The organism is Streptomyces sp. NPDC056222, assembly GCF_042264065.1.
In the GTDB taxonomy this organism is placed as follows: Bacteria; Actinomycetota; Actinomycetes; order Streptomycetales; family Streptomycetaceae; genus Streptomyces.
This window is the reverse complement of sequence record NZ_JBHJTL010000238.1, coordinates 1-977: the sequence shown is the minus strand read 5'-3', so window position 1 is coordinate 977 and position 977 is coordinate 1. Positions and strand designations below refer to the sequence as shown.

1 protein-coding gene is annotated in these 977 nt (G+C 72.9%); it reads right to left on the bottom strand.

The window, feature by feature from the left end:
• Window positions 1–92: 92 nt before the first annotated feature.
• Window positions 93–911 carry a serine protease gene (locus tag ACFC0D_RS38790; RefSeq protein ID WP_376446854.1) on the bottom strand — a complete coding sequence of 273 codons (819 nt, stop codon included), beginning with the start codon at window positions 909–911 and terminating at the stop codon, window positions 93–95.
• Between the last annotated feature and the right edge of the window lie 66 nt (window positions 912–977).

Below are 977 nucleotides of genomic sequence, written 5' to 3'. Positions count from 1 at the left end.
GACGACGGGCGCCCACCCCGCAGTCACGGGGGGTGGCCGCCCGTCCTCGCGCCCGAGGCCCGAGTCCGGCTCGGGCCTCGCGCGCGTGCCGCTCAGAGGTTCGCGGGCAGGACCGCCGAGACCCGGGTGTAGACGCCCGGATTCTCGGCCTGACCACAACCGCTGCCCCAGGACACCAGCCCGATGAGCCGCCCCGCGGCCACCAGCGGCCCTCCACTGTCCCCCTGGCAGGCATCCCTGCCGCCCTGCGGGTGACCGGCGCACAGCATCGTGTCGCCCCGGTACGCGGCTCCGAAGCCGCCCGGATAGGCCCGCTCGCACGCCGCGTCGGGCAACACCTGGATACGCGCCGAGCGCAGCGTCGAGGCATAGGTGCCGTTGCCCGTGGTGTCCCCCCATCCATAGACGTCCGCCTCCACCCCTGGGGCCTCGGCCGGGTCGCCCGGGCGGGCCGCCTCGATCACATAGGACTGCGGCAGCGCGGTCGCCAGTGTCAGTACGGCCAGATCGTTGGCGTTGGTCGTGGGGTTGTACTCCGGACTGGTCCAGGTGCCGGAGACCCGGATCTCGTGTCCACCCTGACCACTGAGGGCGCTGCGACCCGCGATGACCTTGAGGTCGGGGACATCCGAGGGCTCGCCGCCCAGGACATCCCTGCCGAGGCAGTGGGCCGCGGTGAGCACCCGGGTGGGCGCGACGACCACGCCTCCGCAGAACTGCCCCGCACGCGTACCTCCGAACCGGTCACGGCTGGAGAGTGCCACGACCCACGGGGCTTCCGCGATCTTCGCGGACTGCCCTCCCACGACGACACTGTCGGCGGCCGCGGGAGCGGCGGCGGCGAACGGGCCCGCCGCCGCCGAGATCAGGCCCAGGGCAGTGGTCACTGCTCGGGCGATGGGGCGACGCATAGAGCCTCCTGACTCTCCGATGATGTCGGTTCACCCAGCGTGGTCCACGTGTCGTCACCCTGCACC